Here is a 23,346-nt window from a genome sequence, read left to right on the forward strand (position 1 = left end):
CCTTCATTGGTTTTTCCAGCGCCCACCGGTGGTTTCGCAATCTTTCTGTGCTTGCGCCAGTTGCTCGGTGTTGTAGTAGTACCGGGTGACTTGCGCATCGTCAGGGATGTTGGCTGACTCGCCGCCACGGTCCTTGCTGGTTGAGTGCGGATTGGCCAGGGATTCCTGAGTCAGCCGGGCCTGGCACGTCGCTACATAGCCTTGGGCGCAACGTTCGACCTGGTTCTTTTCAGTGCTCAGTGCACCTTTGCTTTCGTTGCTGCACGACCAGCCAATCGCCTCGGCTGGCACGCCTTTGTATTCGTAACAACTATGGGTTTCGATCTTCGGTATCGCTTGGCTCTGGGACCGAGTGATTACATCGCAGCCTTGCGCCATGGCGACGGCAGGGCAGGCACAGGCGATCAACAGCAGGATTCTGGCGTACATGGTGTTCTCCCTCTAGCGGCTTTGCTCCGATACATATCCATATCGAGGCGCAAAGAACGCCAGCGTTCCATCGGTTTTCCAACCGGTAGAGCTTGGGGAAGAGCCTGTGCAGCGCAATGCGTTAGCGGAACTTGGGCAATGGTCGCTCGGCGGGCTTGAGGGACGTCAGCGCGCTCTGGATAGAGGGGGCGTCTTTTTCGATGTCATTGAGACGATCCCGGATGCGCACGGCGGTAGGGTGTCCGCCCTGGTGGTCGACCCAGTCAGCGATTTCTTTGCAGGCTGCCGCCAATCGCGCCTGACGCGATTCCAGCAAGGTGAGCACGGTGGTGATGGACTCTTTTTCAGACATGTCGCACCTCCATTGAGTGTGTATAGGGCAGCACAAAACCCGCCAGCAGCGGGTTGTACCGATAATTAAGCGTAGTTGAGTTGTTTCGGGTCTGGCGAAGAAAACGGCGCACGGCCGGACGGCCGGTGCGCCAAAGAGGGGTTGCGGACTCAGCCTGACTCTTTTACCCAGGCCGGCGCGACACTGGCTCGCCAGCGCACGTCGGTAATACCGTATTTTTCTGCCAGTGGTTTTGACACCCGCTTGACCTTTTCCCTCCCGAATTTGGGGATGCGCCCGACACCCGCGTCGCAACTGGCCCAATGCCAGGCTTCGGAATTGTTCATCACTTCTGCACGAATGATGAATGACTTGGGCTCGCCATGGAGCATGTAGTCGATGATGTAAAGCGATGGCCCGCCCATAAATCCTCCCTAATTAGTTCTATACGGATGGATGCAGAGGCGGGCGGAAAATTCCATCGGATCTCCAGACGGTCAAAATCGGGGGGGGCGCGGCGAGGCTCGCGGTCGGGAACCAAACCCGGTTAACCTTCTCCAAGCTGGGCTTGGGCACCAAGGGCCATGGATCGTAGGCGAGTCAGTGCGATCACCATAAAAGGCACACAATGAAAATCTTCGCCAGGGTGTTGTCTCTCGTAGCCCTTGCCAGCGCTTTGCTGGGATGCATTGGCGCTCCCATCGAGCTGACTGCGCAGACCGAACAGCGCCTTCGCACGCTGCCGCCGATCCGCTTTCTGCTGACGTTCGATGACGGGCCCAGCGCATCATCTTTCTGGAACCCGAGCATGGGCGTGCTCGATGCCCTGGCGCAAAACCCGGTGCAGCCGGGGATCAAGGCGGTATTTTTTGTGCAGACTCGAGCGTCGCGGGCCGGTGGCAGTGATATCGGGCGTTCGGTGATGCGTCGTGAACAGCAGGAAGGGCATGTGCTGGGCTTTCATACCGCGACCTCCGGGCACAGCAACCACCGGTTCCTCAGCCCAGATGAACTGGAACAGTCGCTGCTCAATGGGAGCGCCGACATTGCCGCCATCACGGGGGCAGCTCCCAGCCTGGTGAGGCCGCCGTTCTGGAGCTTCGACACCCGCACCTTCGCGGCCTACCGGCGCCATGGCCTGCACATGTTGCTCACTGATCTGAGTGCCAACGACGGCAAAGTCTGGGGCATCACGGTGAGTCCGAGACGGCGAATCAACCTAATACGTCAGCTCAGCGAAGTGCGTGAACGTATCGCCGGCGGGCAGATACCTGCCGTTGACGGGGTCATTCCGGTGGTGGTGACCTTTCATGATCTCAATCGCTACACCGCGCGACACGCCCGGGAGTACCTGCAGATTCTGATCGACGCTGCCCAGGCGACTGGGGTGAAGACCGACACCAAGCCATTTTATGACGACCGTCAGGCGCTTGAGCGAGCAGCGCTGGCTCGCACCGTCAAAGACGGCACCGAGCCGGTGCAACTGCCTGGGTTGTGGAACAGGTTGTGGGGTTCGGGCTCACCCTGACGAGTATGCCGCTCCCGGGAAATTGCGACGCCCGGTTGATGCCCTGGTGCCAACTGAGTGTAAGGTAAGGGGCGTACCTTAGGTTTATCTAGCAGGAGGTAACTATGAGTGCTGCGATGCTAACGAAAGTGCACATCAACGGTTATGACGTACTCAGTGTGAACAGCGGCCCATGGCGGGTCTGCACCCAAGTGGACCGGCTTGGCTCCTTTGCTTCCCGTGAGGAAGCGCTGGCTTACGCGGCGGCGTTGCCGGTACGCAGAAACCGAAGCGAGCGATCGGCTAACACTAAATAGCAGCGCTAGAAGGTCGTGTTCGCAGGTCAGAGTTGGCTGCACGCGCGCAACCCCGAAGGATGCTGCGCACGCAGCCAACTCGCCCCAGTGGTTCAGGTATTGGCCAGTTCCAGCGGGATCTCCAGAGTGAACAAGGCCCCTTGACCAGGCCCATCGCTCTGGGCGTAGAGACGACCATTCATTTCAACCGCGGCCAGAGCACAGCTGTGCAAGCCAAATCCATGGCCGTCCTTGCGGGTCGTGAACCCGTGGTTAAAGATTCGAGCCTGGTTCTGCGGCGCAATACCCTCACCTCGATCCTTGACGCTGAGGCGTAATGTACTCTCAGCGACGATCTGGATCCCTAGCGTCATTTCCCGCGGATGCCCGGAAACATTCGACATTGCGAATTTGGCGTTGCTGATCAGGTTGATCAGGATCAACAGCAACCTGTGCTTGTCTCCCAGGATGGTGGGGATGTCCTGAAAATCCTTGATGACCGTGACATGGTGGCGGCTCAGCGCGCCTGCGTTCATGCGTAACGCATCTTCAAACAGATCCCTGACATTGAGCGGCTCGATCAATCTCGCGGCGCCAGCGTAGGTTTGTTGGGTGGCGACGATTTCCTTGATGTGGTCAATGCTCTTGGTCAGTTGTGCCAGCTCGTCAATGAGCAGTCCCTGTTCGGCATTGATGGACTCGACCAGCTCATTGAAATAACGAGGCAACAATTTGCCTTTTTCATCCAGGGTAATGAAACGGCCCAAATCCTCGGCATGCTCATTCATCATTTTTACCGCTTTGCCCAGACCGAGCGTCTTGCTGTTTTTCAACTTGCGGGTCACCAGGTCCGCCGAAATATTCACGCTGTTGAGAACGTTCCCCACGTTATGCAACACGTTGGTCGCGATCTCGGCCATTCCCGCCATTCGCGCCGCCTCCACCAGCTCACGTTCGGCCTGCATCAACTCGCGAGTGCGATCTTCCACCCGTTCTTCCAGCCGTTCATTGGAGAATTGCAGTTCCTGGTTAATCTGAGTGATGAGCGCGGAACTGCGAACCAACCGCGCAGCAAGGTAGATCATCAAAATGGCCATGAGGCCGGCGCATACAGCCAGATAGATGTGATATTGGCGTTCGGTCTCGGCGGTCCTGCGTTGGGTTTCGTTCAACAGCTCGTTAATACTATCCAGCTCTTGAGCGACCGGGATCACACTGATGCGGTCAATGAGGTCATTGACGATCGGTTGTTCCTGGATAATTGATTCGACATGTTGTGTCAGCGTGGTAAAGGACGGCTGGTAGGGCTGGGGCAGTTGGGCCATGTATTGCTCCAGCGCATTGAGCTGGCTCCTTACTTCTTCGGCCTTGTCCGAGGTGACATAAAGGGCGTACTCAAGCGTTGTCAGAGTCAGGTCAAGGACACTGGAGGCAATCTCTAGGCGGTTTATCGGAGTGTCGGCGTCCATCTCCCTGAGCCGTGTCTGGATGTCGTCCTCGGCAAGTGGCAGCGCATCCAGAGCGGTGCGTAAGCGGGTGTTGTGTTGCTGGAACTGCTCCACCAGCAGGCTTTTGTTCTTCACCGCCTCCACATAACCCTGGCGCCTGGACGCCCAAAGGGCCGCCAAAGGGCCAGAATTGTTGAGCTGCTCCAATTGCTCCCATCGACTGGCCGCTTCAGGTGGCGGGGTCAGCGACAGGTTGTTATTGATGCCGATCTTCTTTCGCAGGATTTTGACGTTCCAGTTGGCGTCGGATTGTTTGAGTTGGCGGATGAAATCCCGGGATTCGAAATAGGTGGAGGCGTCGTAGGTGTAGGACTTGACTAAAAAGAAAATCAAGGCCGAAAACACAGCAAGCGCGACAGCCAATAAGGCGGGCCATTTATATTTTTTAATGAGAGTGGTCACGCGGTCCTCCCGTCAAGGCTCTTGATCGGGCAGATCGGTGAGTTGCCAAGACAAGGCAGGATTGCGGCGCTTGGGACGATGGGTGGAGTGTTTGTTTGGTGTTGTATAGGTGGCGTGGGTCTGCTTTTGCCTGGGTGCACGTTGAGCTCCCTGCTAACGGTGGCGTGGTACGTCAATGACGTGAGTGTAGCGCTAAGGAGGCGGGGCGATGGGGGAGGCTGGCGGCGGGCGCAGATTAAGTCGGCCGCCACAATGGCGGCCGACTTTTGGCTTGGTCTATTACAACGGTCACAGCTCAGGAATGAACCGGATAATCCACATATCCACGCTGGTCGCCACCAAAGAATGTGCTCGGATCCGGCGCATTGAGTGACAACCCTTCGCGAATTCGCCGTGGCAGATCAGGATTGGCCAGAAACGGCCTGCCGAACGCGATGATGTCCGCGCGGCCGTCGATCAGCGCCTGTTCTGCCGTCTTTGGATCGTAGCCGCCGGCGATCATCAGTACGCCGTCCCAGGCTGCACGCAACTGACCGATAATGGCATCCCAGCGCGGATCGAAGTTCTCATCTTTTACAGTGCCGACGACGGCGGGCTCGACGAGGTGCAGGTAGGCCAAGTTCCAGTGGTTCAACGAACGCACGATATGGCCGAATGTAGCCTCAGGGGTTTCATCACCCATGCCCATGAAGCGCCCCATGGGTGTCAGACGCACGCCCACGCGTTCTGGACCGACCTCATCGACTACGGCAGCCACCACTTCCAGTAACAGGCGAGCACGATTTTCCAGGCTGCCGCCGTAACGGTCAGTGCGCTGGTTACTGTTACTGTTGATAAATTGATCCAGCAGATAACCATTGCCCGCGTGAATTTCCACACCATCCATTCCGGCGTTCATCGCATTGCGTGCAGCCTTGCGGTAGTCGCTGATAATGCCGGCGAGCTCCGAGGTTTGCAGCGCTCGTGGCACCGGCACATCACCCCAGACGCCGTGACCATCGGTATCGACAATGAACGTCTTGCCAGGTACGGGTAATGCACTCGGGGCAACCGGCAGCGCGTTGTCGGGCTGAAAACTGGGGTGCGATACGCGGCCCACATGCCAAAGCTGCATGAAGATCAAACCACCCGCCTCATGCACGGCGTCGCTGACTTCGCCCCAGGCCTGCACCTGTTCATCGCTGTAGATGCCCGGCGTCCAGGCATAACCCTGGCCCTGTCGGGATATTTGCGTCGCTTCGGTGATGATCAAGGCGGCGCTTGCACGTTGGCGGTAGTACTCGGCATTCATCGCTGTCGGAGTGTCGCCCGGTTGCCCGGCGCGAGAGCGTGTCAGCGGTGCCATCGCCACACGGTGGGCAAGTGTGTACGGACCTAATGCGATGGGACGAAACAGATGTGGCGTCATGGTGTTCTCCAATAATCGAAAAGTGCAGGCAGGGTGGCGTCTGACCTGGGCCAGGCACTGGCTGTACTTAAGTTAAACGGCGCGATGACGCCTGATAATCCACACACTTCGCCACGCTGCATTGCGTGATTTGCAATGCAGCGTGGGTTCATGACGGCTGCTGCGAGCGAGTCAGGGGAAGGTTCAACCAGCGCCGCCCTGTGGCATTCGCGATGGCATTGCCAATGGCCGCAGCCATTGGTCCCTGGACGATCTCGGCGGCGCCGAGAAACGGTTGTCCCGGTTGATCGAGCAGATGGACGTCGACCTTTTTGGGCACTTGCGAAAAGCGCAGGATCGGGTAACCACTCCAGTCGTAGCTGCGAATGCCTCCGGGGTCATAGGCGACTTTTTCATACAGCGTCCAACTGGTTGACTGGACGACCCCCCCTTGCACTTGGTTGCGCAAGCCGTCGGGATTGACGATCTGCCCAACGTCCACGGCTGTGACGACGTGATCGATCTGCACTTCGCCAGTCTGAGGGTGCACCTGAAGGCGCACCGCGATGGCGCAATACCCCATGATGTTTTTGTAGCGGGCGAACGCGAAACCTATGCCCGCGCCAGGAGCGCTGCTTCTTTGCGGCCAGGCAATGGCGTCGCGAACTCGCTCCACCACGGCTCGCGCCCTGGGATCGGTCAGATGGGCAAGGCGCAAGGCAACTGGATCGACTTCGGCCTTGATGGCCAGCTCATCCATGCAGGCCTCGATTGCGAAAATGTTGATGTGCGCGCCGAGTGAACGCATGGCCGATGTGCGAAATGGCATCTCGGTAACGAAGTTCATGTCGATGCGCGTCGAGCCCAATGTGTACAGGGGCACCGCGTTGCGATCGCCGTCGCCTTCGGGTTGTGCGATAGGCACCGAAGGCGCAGAGATGAAAGGGCGGGCCAGCAGCCGCGCCGGCAGCAAGCGTCCGGCATTGACGATGCGTTCGTTATGAGGCGTGGTCCATAGCTCGCAGTTCCAGTCCTGCAGTCGACCCTGCGCATCAAGGTTGGCCTGGACCTCGGTAATCATCGCCGAGCTGTAGGGCTCCCAGAGATTTTCCTGTTCGCGCATCCACTGCACCCGAACCGGGGTGCCCGGTAGTCGCATGGCAATCAGCGCCGCGTCGGCCGCTGCATCGTCCGCGCCGTTGTGACCATAGCAACCCGAGCCTTCGGTGTGGATACAACGAACGCGCTCGGGTGGCAGTCCTGTCATTTCGGCAATCCCGGCGCGCAGGGGGTACACACCCTGTGTGTGGGTCCAGACCGTGAGGGTGCCGTCCTTGAGCCAGGCCACGGCGCATGACGGGCCGATGGAGCCGTGCATCAAATACTGTTTGGTTACGCGCGCGCGGTAGCTATGGTGGGGCACGTCTTGCGGGGTACCTTCATGACTGATTGGATAACGGCGTGAGGGGAGCCGTTCGAGCAAGGTATGGATCGATCCAGACTCGGGGATTGCCTGACCACCACTCCAATAGGCCGACTCGTATCCGCTGCGCATGGCCTTGATCGCTTGCCATTCATCAAGCGCCACCACGGCCAGATAATTACCATCACGAATCACTTGCACGACCCCAGGCAGCATCTTGATCGATTTCGCATCGAAGACCTCCAGCCTGCTGCCGGGACGCGGCGGGCGGATGACTCGCGCATGCACCATGCCTGGCAGACGAATGTCTTGAACGAACGCGGCACCGCCGCTGACTTTGGCCGCAATATCCAGCCTTTGCAGCGAATGGCCGATCAGCTTGAATTGCGTCGCCGGCATGACCGGCGATTCGGCCTTGGCGTAGAGGTGCAGATCGACATTCTTGACGGCGTCGGCATAGCTCATTCGCTGCCCGGTGGGGCCGAGAATGATGCCTTGCTCGGTGCTCAGCAGTGCCGGCAATACCTCCCAGCTACGCCCGGCCGACTCCAGCAGTAACTCACGTACCTGCGCCGCCGCGTTGTACAGCGCGGTCCCACTGTCGAAAATACTGTGGCTACCGGCGGTGTAGCCTTCGTTAGGTGTCAGAGCCGTATCGGCGGTAAGCAAATTGATCGCCGCCGGGGAGACTTCCAGGCGTTCCGCGGCTATTTGCAATAGGGCTGTCTTGACGCCGGTGCCCAACTCAACCTTGCCGGTGTAGACGGTGATGCCATCTGCGCCGACCCGGATCCAGGCATCGAGATAGGGGTTGGTGCGCAGGCTGCCGGGCAGGTCCGGCGCCCGCACTACCGTGCCAAGCGTATCAACTTCGGTGTCTGCCCATGCGCGTCGGGTCATCGGCGCGAGGGTGAATGCCATCAACAAGGCGCCGCCCTTCAAGAAGGCGCGGCGACTGTGAGTCATCTCTTTAACCTGCGTCATAGCGAACTCCGGTTTTGCCTGGCTACAAGGCTGATCGCGTCGATAATTCGCAGGTGGGTTCCGCACCGACACAGGTTGCCTGCCATGTACTGGCGTATGGTCTGTTCGTCCGGGGACGGATTGCTTTCCAGCAATGCCTGGGCGCGCATCAACATACCGGCGATGCAGTAGCCGCACTGGGCCGCCTGTTTATCGATGAAGGCCTTCTGTAAAGGGCCGGGGCGCTCGACGGTGCCGAGGCTTTCAACCGTTCTAACCTGTTTGCCGTCAAGGCCCGCGCAGGGTGTCACGCAGGAAAACACAGGCTTGTCATCGACAATGACGGTACAGGCACCGCATTGGCCCAAGCCGCACCCGTATTTGGCGCCATTGAGCCCCAGGTGATTGCGCAGCGCGTAGAGCAGCGGCATGTCAGGTTCCAGCTCCAGTGTCTGGGGCGAGCCGTTGACATTGAGAGTGACTTGGGTCATTTCGTCTCCTGGCGTATCGCTTCAAGGGTGGCAGAAAGGTCAGTCCAGGGTTGGTCGGGACTGGCCTGGTGGCGCAGGTATGACGCCAGGGCTGAGAGTTGGGCGTTGTCGAGGCTGGCGGCAAACGGCGGCATCACCGGACCCGGCACGCCCGGGATGGCCGGGATGCCATCGAGTACGGTTTTCAGGAAGTTGCGCGCGCTTGAGGCTTGTAATGCTGACGTACGATTCAACGCCGGACGCCCGTCGATTTCGCGCATCGGTGCCGCCGCGCCATGGCAACCGGCACAGGCGCTGGCGAAGAGCATGGCGCCACTGGCTTGGGCGGCGGGCTCGGCGCTGGCAGCATCGGGATGGATTTCCCTGATCACAGCCCTGCCGGGCAGACTCAGCAAGTACTCGGCAATCGCCTCTGCATCGGCCACCGGCATGCGTGCCAGGCCAAGACTGACCGCACGCATCGGTCCAGCCGCGGTGCCATGCCCCTCCACGATTTCCGCGCGAAGGTAGCGCACCAATTGCTCAGTGCTCCATGCGTTTGCACCACGGGCCATGCCGAGTAGCGAAGGCGCTTGCCAACCCTCCACGGAACCGCCCGCCAGGCTTTCGCCGCTCTTCTGGGCACCGAGTAAGTTCAGAGGTGAATGACACCCTGCGCAGTGGCCGGGCCCTTGGACCAGATAACGCCCGCGATTCCAGGCTTCAGATTGTCGTGCTACTGGCGTGAGTGGCTTGGCGTGCAGGAACAGCAGATTCCAGAATGAGACTAGCGGGCGGATGTTCATCGGGAAGTTCATGTCGTTTTGCATGGCCGGTGAGTCCACGGCAGGGCCGCTCATCAAGTACGCATAGGCGTCAGCGATGTCGTCTGTGGTCATGCGCCGGTAATGTACGTATGGAAAGGCCGGGTAAAGGAAGTGACCATCGCGTGAGATCCCTTCGCGCATCGCCCGCTCGAATGCCGGCAGCGACCATTGGCCAATTCCGGTCTGCGGATCCGCAGTGATATTGGTGCTGTAGAGCGTGCCAAACGGCGTTCTTAGCGGCAGGCCCCCCGCCATGTATTGGCCCCCGGGTCGTGTATGGCACACCGCACAATCGCCCGCCTCGACAACGCGAGCACCGCGTTGCAATTGTGCGGAATCGAAGGTTCGCGGACGCTCGATGGGAGCTATCGCCGGACGCCACATCAGCATCACGGCCCCGATCGCGCCTACCGAAGCCAGGACCACGGCGCTGATCCATAACGGCTTGGCTCTGATGAAACTGCCCTTCATGAAAATGCCCGGTGCCGCAGACGCGCGGTCGCAAGTGATGATGAGTTGGGGGTCATGAACAGCTCCTCGGTCAGCCTGGGAAGGGCGCCGGAGGAGAGACCTCTGCGCCAAGTGCCGAAGGTAAGGAAGGTGTGGCTGTTGGAGTATCCGCGGATCGCGCAATAGCCTGTTGCGCCAAGCGCAAGGCGAGTGCGCGTTGCATATGGCGCATCACTCAATTGCTCATGGGGTGGATTCTGCGGATCGACCGCTGCCTTTAGCCTTGACGCCACTTTCTCGAACTCAACGAGGTGTCATCATGCTCACGGGTAACCCGGCGGCAACGGCCAAGGCCGAACAATCTGCTTCACTCTCTGGCCTGATGGTCGCGTTCCTGGCGTTTTGCTGCGGCGCGGTCGTTGCCAACCTTTATTACGCTCAGCCAATTGTCGAACTGATCGCGCCGCAGATCGGCCTGTCCAGCGCCAATGCCAGTCTGATTGTTTCGCTCACACAGTTTGGTTATGCGTTGGGCCTGCTGTTGCTGGTGCCACTGGCCGACCTGATGGAAAACCGACGCCTTGTCGTGGGTTTTACCCTCGCTGCGAGCGTGACCCTGTTGTGTGCCGGTCTGACGCATTCGCCGTCGATGTTCCTCATATTGTCCTTGCTGATCGGTCTTACCTCAGTGGCGGTGCAGATTCTTGTGCCGCTGGCGGCGCATCTGGCGCCGGAAGCAACGCGTGGGCGCGTTGTTGGCAACATCATGAGCGGGCTGTTGCTGGGCATTCTGCTGTCACGTCCGCTGTCGAGCCTGCTGGTGGAAGTGTTCGGCTGGCGCGGGGTGTTTTTCAGCGCCGCGGCACTGATGGCCGTCATCGCCGTGATTATGGCGACTGCGCTGCCGCGGCGTGTGCCGACTCATCAGGCCACGTACCCGGCGTTGATCGGTTCGGTGTTTGCGCTTGCCCGTCGCCACCCGGTTCTGCGGCAACGTTCGTTGTATCAGGGCTTATTGTTCGCCAGCTTCAGCCTCTTCTGGACCCTCGCGCCCATCGAGCTGATACGTAACCACGCGTTCAGTCAGGCGCAGGTTGCGATTTTTGCGCTGGTCGGAGCCGTCGGTGCAGTGGCAGCACCGATTGCCGGGCGCTTGGCCGATGCTGGGCATGGCCGCCGCGGGACGCTGGCTGCACTGCTGTTGGCACCCGTCTCGCTATTGATCGCGGCGCTGCCTGGCAGCAGTTACCTCTGGCTGGTGGTGTGTGCAGCGCTGCTGGATTTCGCCGTGCAACTGAACATGGTGCTGGGCCAACGAGAGGTGTATGCCATCGACCCGCACAGTCGCGCGCGCCTGAATGCGGTTTACATGACCAGCATCTTCGTGGGGGGTGCCTTGGGCTCGTTGGTGGCGAGCCCACTGTATGAACATTTCGGCTGGAACCTGTCTGCCGTGACGGTGGCATTGTTGCCTGCTCTGGCTTTGCTAATGTTTCTGGGACGTAAGGCAGAGGCCTGAGCGCCAGGCGTCGGTGAAAGGTGTGAGGTGCGTTCGTACAAGACGGCGCGAGACGAGTGATGCACAATCGTCTGCGTTCCTTTTCGACCGGATTGCACCTATGGACAAGCTGCTGGCATTGAAGATGTTTGTTGAAACCGTGCGTTGTGGTGGTTATTCCGCCGCGGCACGCAAACTCGGCATCTCGACATCTTCGGTGACACGCCAGGTGGCAGGACTCGAAAATGAGTTGGGCGCCAGTCTTCTTAACCGTACGACTCGCAACACCAGCGTTACCGTCGCTGGGCAAACCTATTTCGAGAAGGCCGTCGCCATTCTCGATGCCATTGATCAAGCCGATGCCGTAGTCGCCGACCGTGGCATCGAGGCCCAGGGACGCCTACGGATCAGCGTCCCGGTGGAGTTTGGTCGACGAATCATCGCGCCGCATCTGGGTCGATTGCTTGCTCGTCATCCAGGACTCGAAATCAGCGTGTCGTTGAGCGATCAGGTCAGCGACCTGCTGAGCGAACAGATCGATGTGTCGGTGCGTCTCGGATCGTCGGTGGTCAGTGAGGATATCGTCAGCAAACGGGTAGGGGCCTTCCAGCGCTGGGTGGTGGCCAGCCCGGACTATCTGAGTCGTCACGCGGTGCCGTCTCATCCCCGTGACTTGCTGGAGCTACAATGCCTGCGCTTCGATTACGGTGGTTCGCACCACCACTGGACGTTCCAGGGCGAGGACGAAAGCATCCAGCTCAACGTCCACGGTCGCCTGCAAAGCAACAACGCCGATATCCTGCGTGAAGCGGCGATCGCCAGCGGCGGGGTGGCCTTGCTGGCCGACTGGCTGGTACGTGACGACGTCGCCGCCGGCCGGCTGGCACGGTTGCTGGAGCATTATGAAGTCAATCCCGGCAGCGCGAGCAGTTGTATCAATGCCCTGTATTTACCCAATCACCGGGGCTCCAGCCGGATCAATGTGTTCATTGATTTTCTTGAGGAGATCCTCGCGCCTGATCGATTGGATAACCGCTAGCGCCAACTCAGGTGCGTAGTTTTCTGTCGGGAGAACCGGGGTGGCACAACAGAAAACGCATGCGCCAGAAACGACAAAGCCCTGATTAATCAGGGCTTTGTCGTATAAAGATGGCGGAGGCGATGGGATTCGAACTCATGGACCTGTTACAGTCGACGGTTTTCAAGACCGTTGCCTTAAACCACTCGGCCACACCTCCGTATTGCGTTGCGGGCGCCATAATACCCGAATGAAACACACTGTCAAACTCTCTACGTAGCTTGTTACAGAGCGTCTGTTATCATCCTTGCCACTGAATGTTTCAAAACCGGAGGAGTGTCGCCATGCGCGAACAGGATTACGCAGTGAACAACAGCGTGCAGGCTGAGCAGCTAGAGGTTAGCCGCGTCCTGCGCAACACTTATGGCCTGCTGGCACTCACGCTCGCTTTCAGCGGTGTGATGGCCTTCGTTGCACAACAGATGCGCGTCGGCTACCCGAACATCTTCGTGGTGCTGATCGGTTTCTACGGCCTTTTCTTCCTCACCAACAAGCTCCGCGATTCGGCCTGGGGCCTGGTTTCGGCCTTCGCCCTGACCGGCTTCATGGGCTTTCTGCTCGGCCCGATCCTCAACCGTTACCTGGGAATGCAGGGTGGCGCCGAAGTGGTCAGCTCGGCATTCGCCATGACCGCGCTGGTGTTCGGTGGTCTGTCGGCCTACGTGCTGATCTCCCGCAAGGACATGAGCTTCCTGAGCGGTTTCATCACCGCAGGCTTCTTCGTGTTGCTCGGTGCGGTAGTTGCCAGCTTCTTCTTCCAGATCAGCGGCCTGCAACTGGCAATCAGCGCCGGCTTCGTGCTGTTCTCGTCGGTCTGCATCCTGTATCAGACCAGCGCCATCATCCACGGCGGCGAGCGCAACTACATCATGGCGACCATCAGCCTGTATGTATCGATCTACAACCTGTTCGTCAGCCTGTTGCAGCTGTTCGGCCTGATGGGTCGCGACGACTGATTGCATGCGTGATATGAAAAGCCCGCTTCGGCGGGCTTTTTTTCGTCCCCGATTTTTCGTTATGGCCAATTGCCCGCAAAAAAGCCGAATCGTGATGGCGCCTTTGAATAATTGATCTACAACTATGACAAGGGATTGCATTGCCAGGGGCGGCATGAGGTAAACCGGTCAACCACCGCGCGAAATCTTCGCCATGTTCCCCCCCGATATCGTTCGCATTCGGCTATCCGAGCCAGGTCTGATTGCGCCCGTTTTTCAGGCGCCAAGGAGGTGTACGCACGTCACTGAGCGTTAACCGTGAGCCGGCGGGGGCAACGCGCCCTGGCCCAATAACAAAGGAAGCCCTGCGCATCAATCAGGAGATCGATGATTTGGCAGGCGTTGCCCCTATAAGGAGATACCGATGATTAAGTCCCACGCAAAGATCCTTGTACTCATGACCTTGGCCGGCGGGTCGTCCATGGCCAATGCCGGCACCTTCCCTGATTTCGGCTTCGCCCCTCCCAAGAGTGAATATTCCGGCCCTGCGTTCCAGCTCAGCCAGAACTATCCCACCACTGCCCCTGGCGCCGCGTCGATGCCAGCGTTCTTCAAGATTCTGCCAACAACACGCAGCAATGATTTTGAAACCTGGCGAGCCTATATGGAGGGCGTCAAGCAATACTGTCTGGAGGGCAACGCCGAGACCAACTGGAATGTGCAGAAAAACGCCGTCCGCCAGTGGTATCACATGCCCTGGCAGCATTACGGGCCGAGCGGGCGTGAAGGCATCCACGGGCTGACTCGAGAGGCGCCTATTCAGCCTAAACAGCTCGCTCACACACAGTTGGAGTCCGGTCAGACTTATGCGGTGGGGATCTATAACGATATCGGTGCCTTTACCATCGGCCAGGTCTGGAAAGATCCGCAGAACCCTGACCCGAGCTTCACTTCAAAGCCCAAGAGCTTCCCCAACGGCACCGTGGTGTGTAAGGCGTTGTATGCCGACATCGATGTCAATTCGGTGCCGTCATTGGCCAATCCCTTGCTGCTGGATGCCTACACCGCCGTCACGTTTACATCCACTGATCGCGTCGTGAAAAAAGTCGCATTGATCCAGATGGACATTGCCGTGCGTGACTCGCGTGTCAGCGAGACCGGATGGCTCTTCGGGACCTTTCAGTACAACGGCATCGATAAAAGCAAAGGCGACTGGGAAAACCTGGTGCCGGTCGGAATCATGTGGGGTAACGACCCTGAAGTGACCAGCAGCGAGTTCACCAATCCGACCCCGACAGAAACCAAAATCAACCCTGCGTTGAAGCAGACCGCAATCAATGCCAATACCAAAGAACTGCCGCCGACCCACCTGGGTTGGAACGGACGCCTCAATGGGCCGGTGGACAACCCGCAGGCTTCATGCCTGAGCTGTCACATGACCGCTGAATACCAGCAACTGGCGATCATGAACCCGACTTTCCAGGCCAACCCACCAGCGCCGGGTACTGAAGAGTGGATGAAATGGTTCCAGAACATCCCCGCCGGCCAACCCTTTACGCCGGGCACCCAAAGCACGGACTACAGCCTGCAATTGTCCGCGGCCTTGGCCAACTTCTATGACTGGAAATGTAATCACAGTGGCGTCTATGCCGATGGCAAGAATGCTTGCGAAAAAATCGTGCCGCTAAAATTGATGAAAGCAAGCAATGCGCCTCAGGATGAGGTGCAAAAAGTGCAGCGCAGTCCTGAGCTGGAAGACCTCGAGTAACATAAATCCCGGCCTCGGATGACACCGAGGCCGGGTCAGGTTCATGCCATGGGTGGCAGTCGCCGCTTGACCGGAGTCTTCTTGACGATGGCGGTGTTGGTTTCTGCCAGAACATTGAGCTTGTCCAGCAAGGTGTCCAGTTGCTCCATCGAACGCACATGCAGCCGAGCGATGAAGCAGTCATCGCCGGTGACCTTGTCACATTCGGTAAATTCAGCGATGGCCTGGATCTGCCGTTCCACTTCTTGCAACTGCCCCGGTAACGGGCGAATACGCACAATCGCCTGGAGCTGGTAGCCGAAGCACTTGGGGTCCACTTCAACGGTGTACGCCCTGAGCACGCCACGCTCTTCGAGCCTTCGAAGGCGCTCGGCGACGCTGGGGGAAGACAGGCCGCTCAAGTTTGCCAAGGCCTTGAGGGAGCGTCGGGAGTCTTCCATCAGCGCGCTGATGAGGATCTGGTCGATGTCGTCAGTCATTTTTCACTCCGTTAGGCCAATGCTCGAAGTTGCCTTGATAAAAAAGGTCGAAAGCCAGTTTAGCCTTTCTCGTGCCATGGAGGAGCGCCCCTTTGGCTCGGCATACTGTGCCCACTTGCTGAAGGAGCCTGAAGATGGACAAGACCTTACGTCGCGGTTCGCTGGAAATGACCGCCGCCATGTTGATTTCCGGAACCATCGGCTGGTTCGTGCTGGTTTCCGGTGTGCCGGTGCTGGACGTGGTGTTCTGGCGCTGCGTGTTCGGTGCTGCGACCTTGCTGCTGATTTGCGCCGGTTTCGGATTCTTGCGTCCGGGTCTCCTGACGCGTACCACCTTCTTGCTGGCGGTGCTCAGTGGCGTGGCGATCGTGGGCAACTGGGTGCTGCTGTTTGCTTCGTACTCCCGCGCGTCGATTGCCATCGGTACCGCGGTGTACAACGTTCAGCCGTTCATGCTGGTGGGATTGGCGGCGTTGCTGCTGGGGGAAAAAATCACCGCCCAAAAGCTGTTCTGGCTGGCGGTGTCGTTTCTCGGCATGTTGGCCATCGTCAGCGCCCACGGCGAGCAAGGGCAGAGTGGCGGCAACTATCTGACGGGTATCGCCCTGGCGTTGGGCGCTGCCTTGCTGTACGCCATTGCGGCGTTGATCATCAAGCATCTGACCGGGACACCGCCGCACTTGATCGCGCTGATTCAGGTCAGCACCGGTGTGTTGCTGTTGGCACCCTGGGCGAACTTTTCGGCGTTGCCGCAGCAGCCCGAGGCCTGGGCTAGCCTGGTAACCCTGGGCATGGTTCATACCGGCGTGATGTATGTGTTGTTATACAGCGCGATTCAACGGCTACCCACCGCAGTGACCGGCGCGTTGTCGTTCATCTATCCGATCGCGGCGATTTTCGTCGACTGGTTCGCCTTCGGTCATCGCCTCGAGTTGCTGCAGTGGCTGGGTGTGGCAGCGATCCTGCTGGCGGCAGCCGGCATGCAGCAGGGCTGGGGCATCAAGGTGCGCCGTCCAGCCCTGCCATAACCCATCGTTCGGCGCGGGTCAGAAGATGTAGTCGGTGGTCAGGAAGTTAGAGTCCCGCCCGCGGATGATGTCGCTGATCAGCGCCTTGTTGCTGTCCTGGAACTTGGTCGCCACCAACGTGCGGATCGAAAAGGTGCGCAGCGCATCGTGGACCGACAACGTGCCCTCGGCCGAGTTTTTCCGGCCGTTGAACGGGAACGTGTCCGGGCCACGCTGGCATTGGGCGTTGATGTTGATACGTCCGACCTGGTTGGCGAAGATGTCCACCAGTTTGCCGACTTCGGCCGGGTTGTTGCCGAAGATGCTCAACTGTTGGCCGAAATCGGACTCGAGCACGTAATCGACCACGGTATTGAGGTCGCGGTACGGCACGATGGGGACGACCGGGCCAAACTGTTCTTCGTGGTAGACCCGCATTGCAGTGTTCACCGGATAGAGCACGGCCGGATAGAAGAACGAACCGCGGGATTCGCCACCGTGTTCATTCGTCACCTGCGCACCTTTGGCGGCGGCATCGGCCACCAGCGCCTGCAGATAATCGACCTTGCCCGCTTCGGGCAACGGTGTCAGTGCCACGCCATCTTCCCACGGCATGCCAGGTTTCAGGGCGGCCAGCCCGGCGTTGAATTTCTCGATGAATGCCGGTGCCAGGTCTTCGTGGACAAACAGGATCTTCAATGCCGTGCAGCGCTGGCCATTGAAAGACAGCGAGCCGGTCAGCGCCTCGCTGACGGCGTTGTCCAGATCCACATCCGGCAGCACCAGGCCCGGGTTCTTTGCGTCCAGGCCCAGGGCGGCACGCAAACGGTGCGGGCGCGGATGGAGTTTTTTCAGATCGCTTGCAGCTTTGTTGGTGCCGATGAAGGCAAAGATGTCGATCTTGCCGCTGGCCATCAGCGCGCTGACGGTTTCCCGGCCGCTGCCGTAGATCACATTGATCACACCGGCCGGGAAGCTGTCGCGAAATGCTTCCAGCAGCGGCCGCACCAGCAGTACGCCGAGTTTGGCCGGCTTGAACACTACGGTATTGCCCATGATCAATGCCGGAATCAACGTGGTGAAGGTTTCGTTCAGCGGATAGTTGTAGGGGCCCATGCACAAGGCCACGCCCAGCGGCACGCGGCGGATCTGCCCGAGCGTATCCTGTTCCAGCTCGAAACGGCTGGAGCGGCGGTCCAGTTCCTTGAGGGCGTTGATGGTGTCAACGATGTAATCGCAGGTGCGGTCGAATTCTTTTTGGGAGTCCTTGAGATTCTTGCCGATTTCCCACATCAGCAACTTGACCACCGCCTCGCGTTGTTCGCGCATGCGCGCCAGGAACGCCTCCACATGGCGGATGCGTTCTGCAACACGCATCGTTGGCCACTGGCCCTGGCCGCGGTCATACGCGCGGACGGCTGCGTCCAGGGCGGTGAGCGCAGTCTGTGCATCCAGCAGCGGCGTGCTGCCCAGTATCACTTGTTCGTCCCCCTGCGGGCCTGCCAGGTACACCGGGCTGCGAACAACTGCCAGCGGCCCTTGCCAGGTTTGCAGCACGCCATCGATCAGGTATTCGCGCTGCTCGATCTGTCCCTCGAGGCGGTAGGCCTGCGGAATATCGGCAGCGCTGGGAAACAGGTTGGCGAAGAGGTTGGCTTGGGTCATGTCGTTACTCCATCAATGAAATGAGCCATGGGCTGACGGCTTTCAGGCGTAAATCGCTTTTAGGGTTATACGCCCAAATGGCGGTGCGTTTTAAGTGCCGGGGGGCGAGGGACAGGATTTTATCGGCGTCAGGCAGGTGTGGAGGTGGGCAGGCGGGACTCATTGTCGGTTGGCATGGCGAGTCGCCAACACATGGCTGCGACCCGCCCTGAAGCGCTGGTTTACCAACGCATCCGTACCCCCAGGCTGCCGATCAGCCCGTTGAGGTCGTTGTCGTCGACGTCGCTGCTGTAGTCAGCGCTGATGTAGAGGCTCACCACCGGTGTAACCCGCGCCACCAACCCCAGCCCTACCTCGACGGTGGAAGATTTGCGGCTGCTGCTGATCTTGTCGACTTTGTCCAGGGTCAAGGTGTCGGCACTCTGGACCGTGTGCCAAAGGTTGGTGCGCACGTAGGGTTCCACGCCCAGGCCGTTGACCTGATACGTCCCTTTGAGGCGTGCCCCGACGCGCCCGCTCCAGGTGCTCAGTTCGTTGCCGGAGCCGTTCTCGGCATTGGGGCTGTCGAGGGTGATGCGCTGGTTGATCAGTTGCGCCTGGGGTTCGACCACCCAATGGTCGCTGATACCGATGGGAAAACCGCCTTCGACCGACAACGTGACGGCATTGCCTTCAGCGGCCTGACGCTGGCCTTGCTCGGTGCGGCTGTAACCGTTGACGCGCCCGCCGCTGGCACTCAGGTCCACATGCCAGCCTGCCGGCCCGGTCAGGCTCCAGTACGCCCCCAGATGGGTGCCTTGCAGGTTCAGTGCTTCTTTGCCGGGCTCGGCCATGGCCGGTGTCACTAGCGTGCCATTGACGCGGGTGATGACCTGGTTCTGTCCACTGATCAGGCCCACGCGTTGGGTATGGCCGCTGTCGTTTCGCAAGGTGAAGAGGGCGGGGCTCTTGCTGGAGGTGGGGTCAGTGTTTATGGATGCGGTGCCCTGGCTGTCGGACTGTGTTCGGTCATACCAGAGTTGCGACGTCTGCTCGGCGGGCCAGGCCCATACCTCCATGGACGAACACAGTAACAACGAAGTCGAGATTGTGTAGAAAGTGGTAGTGATCTCTTGTGGACGGAGGGAAGTTTTCATGGGGGCCTGCCTTGCAATCGCATGCGTTTCTCGCTTATGGCGTCTCTCCTACCCCGAACGAGGGGCGACCGAATGGATTGAGGCAAACCTCGGGCCGTCCGCTGTAGCGGGGTTCCGAGGCTTGCCCCTGACTGTATTTCCGGGGGTAGTACGTTGTAGTCAAGAAGACCGGTGCCGTCGCGTCAAGAAAATGAACGATGAATGGCAAACTGAAATCAGAGCCAATAAATAACTGATTTTTTTCGGTTATCCAGATCAGTGAATTGACGTCAATCCACCGTTTCCCCTCTGGTTCATCGACTCACCATTTGATTCGAACGCCGATGTTGCCCGACACACTGCGTTGTTGCGTGCTGTCGAGGTCATGGCTGTAGTCCGTCGCCGCATAGATGCTGACCGTGGATGCCAGGCTCACGATGACGCCGACGCCCAGGTCGCCGGTGGAGGCGCGCTGCTGGGTCTCGATCCGATGGGCATCGTCGAATGTCACCGTATCGGTGCCGGAAAAGGTGTGCCAGACATTGGCCCGCAGATAGGGCTCCACCGGCGTGCCGCTGACCAGGTAGCGACCCTTGAGCCGGGCGCCGAGGCGACCGGTCCAGGCACTATCGGCATCGAACTCGACCCTTGAGACCCCGTCGTCCTGCGTATCCAGAGAGATCTTCTGATGGATGACTTGGACCTGGGGTTCCAGGACCCAGTCAGCAGTGACAGCGAATGGATAACCGGCCTCTGCCGACAAGGTCAGGGCGTGCCCGCGATTATCGATTTTGAGACCGCGTTCGGAGCGGTTGTCGCCGTTGAACCGTGTGCCCATCACCACCGCGTCGACATAGCCGCCGCTGGGGTCGGTGAGTGTCCAGTACAACCCGTAGCTGTCGCCGTCGAGCTCTATCTTGCCGGCGTGTCGGCCCTCAAAGCCCAGGTTGAAACCGTCGACCTTGCCATTGAGTTCGGTATGGCCGACGAAGAAACCGATGCGCTGGGTTTGGCCGCCGGACATCGGCGCGCTGTACAAATCGTTGCCCACCTGAAAACCCTTGATGGACCCGTCCAGCCGCGGGGTCACCGTGCCGGCCCAGGTCTGGTCCAGATCCTTGCCGTAGACCCGGCCCCAACCTGCTCCAAACGCACCGGTTTCGGTAAGCAGGCGCTGGTCGCCCTGACGATCATGGAACGTGCCCAAGGCCATCAGGGTCAGTTGCGCGGCGGCGGGAGGCAGCACCGACCAGTTGGGCACTTCCGGGCGGTACAACGGGATGGGCGCGGCACCGGGCACTGCCGCTGGCAAGGCCGGCAACGTCGAGCTGGGCGCCGCTATCGGTCCGGCGACCAAGTCTGAGCGCAGGTACCAGCTGTTTTCATTGCCGGCCACGCCGCCTTTGAACAAACGATAATCGAAGGCGCCGGCCGAGACCGATTGCGCCAGCGAGAAGGCACCGATGTCGCTGACCGCGCCACCCTGAGCCTGGACCAGCTCGATGCCGTTCTGGGTGGTTTGTGCGCCCATGCCGCCCAGGTTCGTGACCGTAATGGACGTGCTGCCTGTGAGTGTTCCGCCATCGACCACCAGTTTGTCGCTGGAAGAGTCGTCGGCGCCGACCACCGTCTGCAGGCGCAACTGGCCGTTCGTACCGACATAGTTGCCTTGCACGGTGAGGGTGTCGTCGGTGCGGGTGTTCTCGCGGGTGAGGTCAATGATCCCGTTGTTGTTGAGGGTTGCCAGCTGGCCGGCGGTAAACGGCGCGACGCTGCCCTGGGTCGACGTCAGGGTGCTGCTGTCATCGATCGTCAGCGTCCCGGTGCCAGTGGCGCTATCACCTAGCACCAGCGCGTCATCCAGATCCAGGCGTGAGTCCCGGATCAGATTGATCGTTTCCCAGTTGGCATAACGGGCTCCCGTGCCGGAGGTGCTGCTCTCAAAGGTCAGTAGGTCCTGGCCCAACCCGCCATCCACACTGGGCGTGGTGGCGAGCCCTGTTTCGTCAAGGGCGCGCAATACCGCCGTGTCGCTGCCTTCACCCATCAGAACAGCCGAGTGAATGAGGCCACCGCTCCACTGCAATCGGTCATCGCCGGCACTGGCCCGGACTTCGCCGATGATTTCGCCACCGCTCACGGTGATACGGTCGTTGCCACCGCTGACGCTGACGTTGCCGCCGATACGGCCTGCGGACAGGATGATGGTGTCGTGGCCGAAACCGGCCACCAGGTTGCCGATGATCTGCCCGCCCGACATGTCGAACACATTGTCATCGAGTTTCATATCGACCCGGCCGATGCTGCCGCCGGACATTCGCGCAATGTCGCCGTCTTCGAACGCATCGACGATGGTGCCGCCGGTCATCGTGAACTGATCGAGGCCATCGCCTTGGGAGATGGAGAGAATCCTGCCGCCATTCATCACGAACTCATCGCCCTCCGAACCTTGCTCGACGTCGCCGTCAATCACGCCGTTGGCATTGATCTCGATGCGGTCGATCCCGGCGTCGAAAATGACGTCGCCCTGAATGATACCGCTGCCATTGGCCGGCATTGTCAGGCTGTTGTTGCCAGAAAGGTCCGTCAGTCCAGGGCTGGTGCCGCTGTCACAGACATAAACGTCATCGCCCGCCGTTGGCGTCAATGTGCAAGCCGCCATGGCAGATTGAGCGGATAACAGGAAAGGGGCCGATACGCATACCGCGTGGAACAGCCGATTGAAACCTTGATCGCGCAAGCTCATGTGCTATCCCTCTGCATCGGCACCCGTGTTATGCCGGTTTCAGCATCGGTTGCACTACAGAAGGCACGCAGGGCCTGGCAACGCTCGCTGTATGGAAAGGACCCTAACAACGAATAACGAGCGTCGCTACTGTCAGAACTTACAGGTATTGCAGGTAAAGAGCAGTGTTTGGCCTCACAAATGCACTTCCACGCAAAGCGGCAGGTGATCGCTCAGGTGTGTCCAGGGTTTGCTGCCCAGGATTTGCGGGGCATGGCTGGTGGCGTTGCGCAGGTAAATACGGTCCAGACGCAGCAGGGGGAAGCGGGCCGGGTAGGTCCTCGCCGGACGACCGAGGTGGTGCTCGAAGGCTTCGTGCAGGTATTGGCGACGGGCGAGGGCGGTATTGCCGCGCAACTGCCAATCGTTGAAATCACCGGCGATGATCACTGGGGCGTCTTCGGGCAACGAATCCAGCAGTTGGCAGAGCAACTTGAGCTGCAACTGCCGATGGCTTTCCAGAAGGCTCAGGTGCACGCAGATTCCGTGGACCTCGGCATGACCCGGTACGTCCAGCACGCAATGCAGCAGTCCGCGCCGCTCGGGACCGGTGATGGAAACGTCGAGGTTACGAAACTCGCGGATCGGGTATTTGGAGAGCAATGCATTGCCATGATGGCCATCGGGATACACCGCGTTACGGCCATACGCAAAATCGCTCCACATGCTGTCGGCGAGGAACTCGTACTGGGACATTGGCGGCCAGTTCTCGTAGCGCGAAGCGTGGCGGTCGTGTTCGCCCAGCACTTCCTGCAGGAACACCAGGTCGGCCCCGGTGCTGCGTACCGCTTCACGCAGTTCGGGCAGGATGAAACGACGGTTGAGGGCGGTAAAACCCTTGTGGGTATTGACCGTCAGAACCCGTAGCCGATGGACCGCTGCGGGCGTGTCCAAAGGCGTTGATTCGGCGGCTTGCCGGTTGGGATCGCCAGTCACGTTCACTCCTGAATCAGACGTACCTGTTCATGCGACTTATGGTGGCTGCCGCAGTTCCGGATTTTTCCCCGTTGCCAGGTCAATCAC

General features: G+C 59.7%; 19 protein-coding genes and 1 tRNA gene. 6 read left to right on the plus strand and 14 right to left on the minus strand.

Going from position 1 to position 23,346, the window contains the following annotated elements; all coding sequences use genetic code 11:
- Positions 1 to 3 precede the first annotated feature (3 nt).
- The 3 genes from MKS85_RS00380 to MKS85_RS00390 form a co-directional block, all read right to left on the minus strand.
- Positions 4 to 429 (minus strand): hypothetical protein, encoded by a 426-nt coding sequence (locus MKS85_RS00380; protein WP_047226594.1) that lies wholly within the window; start codon positions 427 to 429, stop codon positions 4 to 6.
- A gap of 121 nt (positions 430 to 550) precedes the next feature.
- A complete protein-coding gene (locus MKS85_RS00385) occupies positions 551 to 781 on the minus strand; it encodes a hypothetical protein (RefSeq protein WP_047226593.1) in 231 nt (76 codons plus the stop codon).
- A gap of 149 nt (positions 782 to 930) precedes the next feature.
- Positions 931 to 1,185, minus strand: coding sequence for a DUF6555 family protein (locus MKS85_RS00390; protein ID WP_047226592.1), 255 nt, complete (start codon positions 1,183 to 1,185; stop codon positions 931 to 933).
- A 203-nt stretch (positions 1,186 to 1,388) separates the two neighbouring features.
- Here MKS85_RS00390 and MKS85_RS00395 point away from each other — a divergent pair, with 203 nt between their 5' ends.
- Positions 1,389 to 2,288, plus strand: a complete 900-nt coding sequence (locus MKS85_RS00395; RefSeq protein ID WP_310662525.1) for a polysaccharide deacetylase family protein — start codon at positions 1,389 to 1,391, stop codon at positions 2,286 to 2,288.
- A gap of 388 nt (positions 2,289 to 2,676) precedes the next feature.
- On the opposite strand, the gene MKS85_RS00405 is transcribed toward MKS85_RS00395, so the two are convergent.
- The 5 genes from MKS85_RS00405 to MKS85_RS00425 form a co-directional block, all read right to left on the minus strand.
- Positions 2,677 to 4,473: a DAHL domain-containing protein gene (locus tag MKS85_RS00405; RefSeq protein ID WP_310662526.1), complete on the minus strand. Its 1,797-nt coding sequence runs from the start codon at positions 4,471 to 4,473 to the stop codon at positions 2,677 to 2,679.
- A 295-nt stretch (positions 4,474 to 4,768) separates the two neighbouring features.
- Positions 4,769 to 5,881: an alkene reductase gene (locus MKS85_RS00410; protein ID WP_047226588.1), complete on the minus strand. Its 1,113-nt coding sequence runs from the start codon at positions 5,879 to 5,881 to the stop codon at positions 4,769 to 4,771.
- A 148-nt stretch (positions 5,882 to 6,029) separates the two neighbouring features.
- The gene (locus MKS85_RS00415) at positions 6,030 to 8,267 is read right to left on the minus strand and encodes a molybdopterin cofactor-binding domain-containing protein (RefSeq protein WP_047226587.1); all 2,238 of its coding nucleotides are present in this window, start codon (positions 8,265 to 8,267) and stop codon (positions 6,030 to 6,032) included.
- Positions 8,264 to 8,737 (minus strand): (2Fe-2S)-binding protein, encoded by a 474-nt coding sequence (locus MKS85_RS00420; protein WP_047226586.1) that lies wholly within the window; start codon positions 8,735 to 8,737, stop codon positions 8,264 to 8,266. Before MKS85_RS00420 ends, MKS85_RS00415 begins: the two co-directional genes overlap by 4 nt.
- Positions 8,734 to 10,014: a cytochrome c gene (locus MKS85_RS00425; protein ID WP_080962871.1), complete on the minus strand. Its 1,281-nt coding sequence runs from the start codon at positions 10,012 to 10,014 to the stop codon at positions 8,734 to 8,736. Before MKS85_RS00425 ends, MKS85_RS00420 begins: the two co-directional genes overlap by 4 nt.
- A gap of 298 nt (positions 10,015 to 10,312) precedes the next feature.
- Between MKS85_RS00425 and MKS85_RS00430 the strand changes: the two genes are divergently transcribed.
- Both MKS85_RS00430 and MKS85_RS00435 read left to right on the plus strand, forming a co-directional pair.
- Positions 10,313 to 11,512, plus strand: coding sequence for an MFS transporter (locus tag MKS85_RS00430; protein WP_139050378.1), 1,200 nt, complete (start codon positions 10,313 to 10,315; stop codon positions 11,510 to 11,512).
- 100 nt (positions 11,513 to 11,612) lie between these two features.
- Positions 11,613 to 12,530, plus strand: coding sequence for a LysR family transcriptional regulator (locus MKS85_RS00435; RefSeq protein WP_107322533.1), 918 nt, complete (start codon positions 11,613 to 11,615; stop codon positions 12,528 to 12,530).
- Between the two features lie 111 nt (positions 12,531 to 12,641).
- Here the strand turns inward: MKS85_RS00435 and MKS85_RS00440 are convergent.
- Positions 12,642 to 12,729, minus strand: a tRNA-Ser gene (locus MKS85_RS00440).
- 124 nt (positions 12,730 to 12,853) lie between these two features.
- Between MKS85_RS00440 and MKS85_RS00445 the strand changes: the two genes are divergently transcribed.
- Positions 12,854 to 13,525, plus strand: a complete 672-nt coding sequence (locus tag MKS85_RS00445; RefSeq protein ID WP_039588756.1) for a Bax inhibitor-1/YccA family protein — start codon at positions 12,854 to 12,856, stop codon at positions 13,523 to 13,525.
- A 403-nt stretch (positions 13,526 to 13,928) separates the two neighbouring features.
- Entirely contained in the window at positions 13,929 to 15,272 is a 1,344-nt protein-coding gene (locus tag MKS85_RS00450) for a hypothetical protein (RefSeq protein WP_047226584.1), read from the plus strand.
- A 41-nt stretch (positions 15,273 to 15,313) separates the two neighbouring features.
- Here MKS85_RS00450 and MKS85_RS00455 read toward each other — a convergent pair whose 3' ends face one another.
- On the minus strand, positions 15,314 to 15,751 hold the full coding sequence (locus MKS85_RS00455) for an Lrp/AsnC family transcriptional regulator (protein ID WP_047226583.1): 438 nt from the start codon (positions 15,749 to 15,751) through the stop codon (positions 15,314 to 15,316).
- Positions 15,752 to 15,885: 134 nt separating this feature from the next.
- Here MKS85_RS00455 and MKS85_RS00460 point away from each other — a divergent pair, with 134 nt between their 5' ends.
- Positions 15,886 to 16,779 (plus strand): DMT family transporter, encoded by an 894-nt coding sequence (locus MKS85_RS00460; protein ID WP_310662527.1) that lies wholly within the window; start codon positions 15,886 to 15,888, stop codon positions 16,777 to 16,779.
- A gap of 18 nt (positions 16,780 to 16,797) precedes the next feature.
- Here MKS85_RS00460 and MKS85_RS00465 read toward each other — a convergent pair whose 3' ends face one another.
- The 4 genes from MKS85_RS00465 to MKS85_RS00480 form a co-directional block, all read right to left on the minus strand.
- Positions 16,798 to 18,423, minus strand: coding sequence for an NADP-dependent glyceraldehyde-3-phosphate dehydrogenase (locus MKS85_RS00465; RefSeq protein WP_047226581.1), 1,626 nt, complete (start codon positions 18,421 to 18,423; stop codon positions 16,798 to 16,800).
- 221 nt (positions 18,424 to 18,644) lie between these two features.
- On the minus strand, positions 18,645 to 19,559 hold the full coding sequence (locus tag MKS85_RS00470; protein WP_310662528.1) for an autotransporter outer membrane beta-barrel domain-containing protein: 915 nt from the start codon (positions 19,557 to 19,559) through the stop codon (positions 18,645 to 18,647).
- 301 nt (positions 19,560 to 19,860) lie between these two features.
- Entirely contained in the window at positions 19,861 to 22,284 is a 2,424-nt protein-coding gene (locus MKS85_RS00475) for an autotransporter outer membrane beta-barrel domain-containing protein (RefSeq protein ID WP_310662529.1), read from the minus strand.
- Between the two features lie 174 nt (positions 22,285 to 22,458).
- Positions 22,459 to 23,259 carry an endonuclease/exonuclease/phosphatase family protein gene (locus MKS85_RS00480; RefSeq protein WP_188251675.1) on the minus strand — a complete coding sequence of 267 codons (801 nt, stop codon included), beginning with the start codon at positions 23,257 to 23,259 and terminating at the stop codon, positions 22,459 to 22,461.
- Between the last annotated feature and the right edge of the window lie 87 nt (positions 23,260 to 23,346).

Source organism: Pseudomonas sp. JL2 (assembly GCF_031570495.1).
Lineage (GTDB): Bacteria > Pseudomonadota > Gammaproteobacteria > Pseudomonadales > Pseudomonadaceae > Aquipseudomonas > Aquipseudomonas rhizophila.